Genomic DNA, 6,064 nt, shown 5'->3' with positions numbered 1-6,064 from the left:
CCCGATCAAGGTCGCGATCATCACAAACTCGAGCCTCGGCATGTGCCGCCAGTGGCAGACGCTGTTCTTCTCGGGACGTCACTCCAACCCCGATCTCAACACGGGTCACGGGACGGTGCGCGTGCCCGATTTCGTGAAGCTCGCGGAGGCCTATGGCTGCCTCGGCATCCGTGTGGAGAAGCTCGAAGAGGTGGATGCCGCCATCATGCTGGCACTCGAGACGAACGATCGACCGGTCGTGATCGACTTCGTCGTGTCGGCCGACGCGATGGTGTGGCCGATGGTCCCGCAGGGCGTCAGCAACAGCTTCGTCCAGTACGCCCGCGATCATGCGCCCAGCTTCGACGGGGAGGACTGAGATGAGCCGTCATGTCCTGAGTCTTCTGGTCGAGAACAAGCCGGGTCTGCTGACCCGGGTGGCCGGCCTGTTCGCCCGCCGCGGCTTCAACATCGAGTCGCTCGCGGTGGGCGTCACCGAGGTGCCCGGCCTGTCGCGTATCACGGTCGTCGTCGACGTCGAGGAGCTCCCGCTGGAGCAGGTGACCAAGCAGCTGAACAAGCTGATCAACGTCATCAAGATCGTCGAACTGGAGCCGGCGGCGTCCGTACAGCGCGAACACATGCTGATCAAGGTGCGCGCCGACAACCAGACGCGCTCCAACGTGATCGAGGTCGTGAACCTCTTCCGTGCGTCCGTGGTCGACTATGCGACGGACGCCCTCGTCGTCGAGGTCACGGGTGATCGCGGCAAGATCGACGCCATCCTTCGCGCCCTCGAGCCGTTCGGCATCAAGGAGCTCGCCCAGTCGGGCCTGTTGGCCATCGGCCGCGGCGGCAAGTCCATCACCGAACGCGTCCTGCGCGGCTGATTCCCTCACGGGCGCCTCGACTCGCTGCGCCCGCTCAATGACCGGAAAGAAATCAAGGAGAAACACACACCATGGCTGAGATCTTCTACGACTCCGACGCCGACCTGTCCGTCATCCAGAACAAGAAGGTCGCGATCGTCGGCTACGGCTCGCAGGGACACGCGCACGCGCAGAACCTCCGCGACTCGGGCGTCGAGGTCGTCATCGCGCTCAAGGACGGCTCGAAGTCGATCGCGAAGGCCCAGGAGGACGGCTTCGAGGTGAAGAACGTCGCCGATGCCACCGCATGGGCCGACCTGATCATGATCCTCGCGCCCGACCAGCACCAGCGCGGCATCTACAGCGAGAGCATCCTGCCGAACCTGTCGGCCGGCAAGACCCTGGCCTTCGCCCACGGCTTCAACATCCGCTTCGGCTACATCGACGCCCCCGAGGGTGTCGACGTGATCCTCGTCGCCCCGAAGGCGCCGGGGCACACCGTGCGTCGCGAGTTCGTCGCCGGCCGCGGCATCCCGGACATCATCGCCGTCGAGCGCGACGCCTCTGGCCACGCCTGGGAGACCGCGCTGTCGTACGCGAAGGCGATCGGCGGCACGCGCGCCGGCGTCATCAAGACCACGTTCACCGAAGAGACCGAGACCGACCTGTTCGGTGAGCAGGCCGTGCTCTGCGGTGGCGTGTCCCAGCTCGTCCAGTACGGCTTCGAGACGCTGACCGAGGCCGGCTACCAGCCGCAGATCGCGTACTTCGAGGTGCTGCACGAGCTCAAGCTCATCGTCGACCTCATGTGGGAGGGCGGAATCGCCAAGCAGCGCTGGTCGGTTTCCGACACCGCCGAGTACGGCGACTACGTCTCGGGCCCGCGTGTCATCGACCCGCGCGTCAAGGAGAACATGCAGGGCGTTCTGGCCGACATCCAGTCCGGCGCTTTCGCCCAGCGCTTCATCGGTGACCAGGACGCCGGTGCGCCCGAGTTCCAGGAGCTGCGTGCGAAGGCCGCCGCCCACCCGATCGAGGCCGTGGGCAAGGACCTGCGCGCCCTGTTCGCGTGGAAGCAGCAGGACGCCGACTACACCGAGGGCTCCGCCGCGCGCTGACCTCGTCCAGACCTCGGCACACCCGCCGAGAAGGCTTGCGAAAGCCACACCGGCCCGGCCCCCACACAAGGGGGCCGGGCCTTTCGCTTGCTAGCGTGACAGGATGACCGTCGCGTTGGAGATCGCCGTTCAGGATGTCGCGGGCGCCCGCGCCGCCATCGACGCAGGAGCGGACCGGCTCGAGCTCTGCCAGGCGCTGGCTGTCGGTGGGCTCACGCCGTCGATCGCGCTGGTGGAGATGACGGTCGCCGCTGTCGGCGGGGAACGCGTGAACGTGCTCGTGCGTCCCCGCGCGGGAGGATTCGTCTACGACGACGACGAGATCGCCCTCGTCGCTGCCGACATCCACGCGGTGAGGGCCGCCGGGGCGGCGGGTGTCGTCGTCGGCGCACTGACTCGCGACGGGCACCTCGACGCGGCGGCGCTGCGCAGGTGGAGAGACGCCGCCGGCGACGGCACGCTCGTCTTCCACCGGGCGATCGACGCGGCAGACTCGCCGCTCGCCGTTCTCGATGGGCTCGCCGCGGCCGGTGTCGACCGTGTGCTGAGCTCGGGCGGGGCCGCGCGATCGGTCGACGGCACGGAGGTGCTGCGACGTCTGGTCTCGGCGGGCACCGGTGTCGAGATCATGGCCGGCGGCAGCATCCGCGTGGGCGACATCGCGCGTATCGCGGACGCGGGCGTCGACGCCGTGCATCTGTCCGCCCGGGCCGTCACCGGTCTCGACGTCCCGTCGGGGCCCGGGGGAGGAACGGGCGGCCACGACGTCACCGACCCGGTCGTGGTGGCGGCAGCTGCGGCCGCGGTGCGCAGTACGCTTTCGGAGTGAGCACGCCACGTGATGACGACGCCCTGACCTGGGACGGCGACGACGATCCCACTCTCGACGTGGGACACCGTCCCACCGTCGAGTCGACGCCCGAGCCGGCGCCCGAGCCGGAACCGGCCGTGCTTCCCGACGGATTCACCGCCGTCGGCAAGGGCAGCGCCACCGTCGGCCACATCGACGCGGACGGCACCGTCACGATGCCCGATGAGCCGACGCAGATGTCGAACGCGATGCTCGTGACGCTCGGCATCCTCGCCGGTGCCTACCTGCTCTTCGCGATCGGCTGGATCATCGGCGGCCTGCGCCTGCAGGGCACGGCGGAGTTCCTGGTCAGCCCGGTGGGATACGCGGCGGCCCTGTGGCTGGCCGTCGCAGCGGCGCCGGTCTGGTTCCTCACGGTGTTCCTCCTGACGCGCGCCGCGAAGGCGTGGGTACGCGTGCTGCTGTTGGTCGGCGGGCTCGCGCTGCTCGTGCCGTGGCCGTTCATCCTCGTCGGGGCGGTGGGACGATGACCACGAGTGCTCCCACCCCGCCGCGGGCGCGTGTGCTGCCCACCTGGCTGATCGTCGCCATCTCGGTCGTGTTCGGCCTGTTCTATGCCTATTTCGTGTGGAACGCCGTCGGCTTCCTCTCGCAGGCGGCCTCCGGTGCCCAGCCGCTGAACGCCTACGGCTGGTTCGTACTGCTGCTGTCGGTTCTGTTCCCGCTGATCGCGTTCGGTGTCGCCTTCGCCGTCGGCTGGCGGCGGACGTGGTGGGAGTTCGCGCTCGTCCTCATGGCCGGTCTCTGCGTCGTCGCGGTGTTCTGGCTGAACATCCTGACGTACACGGTCGGACCGTCCGGCTCCTCGATGCTCGGCTGAGGGATCGCTTTTCCCCGGTCGTCACACGGTCGGGGGCGGTGCGGTGCGACCGGTAGGCTGGCATCCTTCCACCCGCTCCGATCCTGCGCAAAGGTCCTGCCGCTGTGTCCAAGCCTGTCGTCCTCATCGCCGAAGAACTCTCACCCGCCACGATCGACGCCCTGGGGCCGGACTTCGATGTCCGTCAGGTCGACGGCACCGACCGTCCCGCGCTCCTGTCGGCGCTGGCCGACGCCCACGCCATCCTGATCCGGTCGGCGACGAAGGTGGATGCCGAGGCGATCGCCGCGGCTCCCGTGCTCAAGGTCGTCGCGCGCGCCGGCGTCGGACTGGACAACGTCGACATCAAAGCCGCCACGGCGGCCGGCGTCATGGTCGTCAACGCGCCGACCTCCAACATCATCTCGGCGGCCGAGTTGACGATCGGGCACATCCTCAGCCTTGCCCGGCACATCCCGGCCGCACATGCCTCGCTCGCCGCCGGTGCGTGGAAGCGCAGCTCCTTCACGGGCACGGAACTCTTCGAGAAGACGGTCGGCATCATCGGCCTCGGCCGCATCGGCGCCCTCATCGCCGCGCGTCTGCAGGCATTCGGCGTGAGTGTCGTGGCGTACGACCCGTACGTCACGCCGACGCGCGCACAGCAGCTCGGTGTGACGCTGCTGAGCTTGGACGACCTGCTCGCGCAGAGCGACTTCGTCACGATCCACATGCCGAAGACGCCCGAGACGACGGGCATGATCGGCGCGGCGCAGTTCGCGCTGATGAAGCCGACCGCGTACGTGGTGAATGTCGCGCGTGGCGGGCTCATCGACGAGGAGGCGCTGCACACAGCGCTGACCACGGGCGAGATCGCCGGCGCCGGCCTCGACGTGTTCACGAGCGAGCCGCCGAAGGCCGACGGCACCGCGTTCCCGCTGCTGTCGCTGCCGAACGTCGTCGTCACCCCGCATCTGGGTGCCTCGACCGATGAAGCGCAGGAGAAGGCCGGCATCTCGGTGGCCCGTTCGGTCAAGCTCGCCCTCGAAGGCGACCTCGTGCCCGACGCCGTCAACGTCGCCGGCGGCGTCATCGACCCGTTCGTGCGTCCCGGCATCGCCCTCGTCGAGCAGCTCGGACAGGTCTTCTCGGGCCTTGCGACCAGCGCCCTCACGAGCCTCGACATCGAGGTGCGCGGCGAGCTCGCTGCGTACGACGTGAGCGTGTACCGCCTCGCGGCGCTGAAGGGCATCTTCACGAAGATCGTCAGCGAGAACGTGTCGTACGTGAATGCGCCGCTGTTCGCCGAGCAGCGCGGCATCGAGACGCGCTTGATCGTCGAGGCGGACAGCCCGCTGTACCGCAACATCACGATCCTGCGCGGCACCCTTTCGGACGGCACCGTTCTCGAAGTGGCCGGAACGCTTGCCGGCACGCGGATGGTCCCGAAGATCGTCGGCATCAACGGCTACGAGATCGAGGTGCCGATCGACAAGCACCACATCCTCATGCGCTATGCGGACCGCCCGGGCATCGTCGCGATCTACGGGCAGAAGCTCGGTGAGGCGGGGATCAACATCGCCGGTCTGTTCGTCGCTCAGCCCGACGCCTCGGGTCGCGCTCTCTCGGTGCTCACGGTCGATCAGCCCGTGCCGGACGCGATCCTCGACGACACCCGCGAGGCCATCGGCGCCGACCTCTTCCGTCAGCTGGAGATCGTCGAAGCCTGATCCCGCGCCCGCGGGTGTTCGCCGTGCCACGACATCCCGCCGTCGAGCCGCCATGACCTCTCCGAGCCGCTATGGTTTGGCGCGCAGCACCATAGCGGCTCGGTGAGAACGTGGCGGCTCGGCAGGATGCGTGCGGGGTCAGCGGACCGCGCGCTCGACGAGAGCGACGAGGGCGTCCAGCGCGTCGCCGCGGGGGACCGGCCCCGGGATCGATCCGCCCGACAGCGCGTTGTTGAAGTACAGGCCGTCGCCCACGAGCATCACGAGATCGAGCGCGGCGCCGTCGGGAGCGTACGGACGCAGGGCGTCCGCCCACTTCTCCCTGACCTCGCGCAGTGCCTCCGCAGCTTGGCCGTTGCCGCCCTGAGCCAGGCGGGAGGTGGCGAGGATGACGCGGTCGATCGGGTCGTTCGACATGACCGATGAATGCAGATAGTGGGCGATGGGGCCGCCCGGGTAGGTCGACATCGCCGCGACGTCCTCGTCGACGAGGGTCTGGAGGCGTTCGATGAGACCTGCCTCGAGCATCTCCTTCGAGGCGAAGTGGTAGAGCAGGCCGCCTTTGGAGACACCCGCGGCCCCGCGCCGTGGCATCGATCGTCGCCGCTCGCTCGCCCTCGTCCACGAAGATCGCCTCGAAGGCGTCGAGCACCTTCTCGCGGGCCAGGGGAGGGCGACTCATGGTCTCGATCGTATCC

At 68.7% G+C, this 6,064-nt stretch carries 8 protein-coding genes; 7 read left to right on the top strand and 1 reads right to left on the bottom strand.

Features of this window, described 5'->3' with window-relative positions; all coding sequences use genetic code 11:
* From I5I_RS08545 to serA, 7 genes are all read left to right on the top strand, one after another.
* A partial coding sequence (locus tag I5I_RS08545) for a thiamine pyrophosphate-dependent enzyme (RefSeq protein ID WP_036318369.1) occupies positions 1 to 358 on the top strand: 358 nt, incomplete at its 5' end.
* Position 359: 1 nt separating this feature from the next.
* Positions 360 to 869 (top strand): acetolactate synthase small subunit, encoded by a 510-nt coding sequence (gene ilvN, locus I5I_RS08540; RefSeq protein ID WP_036290481.1) that lies wholly within the window; start codon positions 360 to 362, stop codon positions 867 to 869.
* Between the two features lie 71 nt (positions 870 to 940).
* Positions 941 to 1,966, top strand: a complete 1,026-nt coding sequence (gene ilvC, locus I5I_RS08535; RefSeq protein ID WP_036318368.1) for a ketol-acid reductoisomerase — start codon at positions 941 to 943, stop codon at positions 1,964 to 1,966.
* A gap of 103 nt (positions 1,967 to 2,069) precedes the next feature.
* The gene (locus tag I5I_RS08530) at positions 2,070 to 2,795 is read left to right on the top strand and encodes a copper homeostasis protein CutC (RefSeq protein WP_036318367.1); all 726 of its coding nucleotides are present in this window, start codon (positions 2,070 to 2,072) and stop codon (positions 2,793 to 2,795) included.
* Positions 2,792 to 3,307 carry a hypothetical protein gene (locus I5I_RS08525; protein ID WP_036318366.1) on the top strand — a complete coding sequence of 172 codons (516 nt, stop codon included), beginning with the start codon at positions 2,792 to 2,794 and terminating at the stop codon, positions 3,305 to 3,307. The genes I5I_RS08530 and I5I_RS08525 overlap by 4 nt, the downstream gene beginning before the upstream one ends.
* Complete coding sequence (locus I5I_RS08520; RefSeq protein WP_036318365.1) at positions 3,304 to 3,657, top strand: hypothetical protein; 354 nt, start codon at positions 3,304 to 3,306, stop codon at positions 3,655 to 3,657. The genes I5I_RS08525 and I5I_RS08520 overlap by 4 nt, the downstream gene beginning before the upstream one ends.
* A 104-nt stretch (positions 3,658 to 3,761) precedes the next feature.
* Positions 3,762 to 5,366, top strand: coding sequence for a phosphoglycerate dehydrogenase (gene serA / locus I5I_RS08515; RefSeq protein ID WP_036318364.1), 1,605 nt, complete (start codon positions 3,762 to 3,764; stop codon positions 5,364 to 5,366).
* A gap of 138 nt (positions 5,367 to 5,504) precedes the next feature.
* On the opposite strand, the gene I5I_RS08510 is transcribed toward serA, so the two are convergent.
* Positions 5,505 to 5,960 carry a TetR/AcrR family transcriptional regulator gene (locus I5I_RS08510; RefSeq protein WP_275574463.1) on the bottom strand — a complete coding sequence of 152 codons (456 nt, stop codon included), beginning with the start codon at positions 5,958 to 5,960 and terminating at the stop codon, positions 5,505 to 5,507.
* Positions 5,961 to 6,064 lie beyond the last annotated feature (104 nt).

The sequence above is a fragment of the Microbacterium sp. B24 genome, from assembly GCF_000333415.1.
Classification (GTDB): Bacteria; Actinomycetota; Actinomycetes; order Actinomycetales; family Microbacteriaceae; genus Microbacterium.
The sequence above is the reverse complement of the archived record's forward strand: the minus strand, read 5'-3'. Positions and strand labels throughout refer to the sequence as shown.